1 protein-coding gene is annotated in these 269 nt (G+C 61.0%); it reads right to left on the bottom strand.

The genetic code is table 11. The features are described from left to right. Window positions 1-6: 6 nt before the first annotated feature. The coding region (locus SB724_RS20310; protein ID WP_410572674.1) for an asparagine synthase-related protein at window positions 7-269 on the bottom strand (263 nt) is incomplete at its 5' end.

The following is a 269-nucleotide window of genomic DNA, read 5'->3' as shown; positions in this document are numbered from 1 at the left end:
GGGGCATCAGCCTACACCGTTGCTTTGGAGCCACATTTCCAGGAGCGCCACTTGCCACAGGACGTTGCTTTTGACCGGGGTTCGACGCTCGTTGGGGTTGGCCAGCAGCTCTTCAACGAAATCCGGTCTGAACAGGCCCCGTTCTTTGGCCTCAGGGGCATGGAGGGCGTCCCGGACGATGCTGAGGAAGGGTTCCTCCAAGTGTGTCAGCGCCGGGACAGGGAAGTAGCCCTTGGGCCTGTCCACTACCTCTTTGGGAAGCAACCGAC

It is taken from the genome of Bacillus sp. SIMBA_031 (assembly GCF_046535225.1).
GTDB classification, from domain to species: domain Bacteria; phylum Bacillota; class Bacilli; order Bacillales; family Bacillaceae; genus Bacillus; species Bacillus velezensis.
This window is presented reverse-complemented; position numbering and strand designations above follow the sequence as displayed.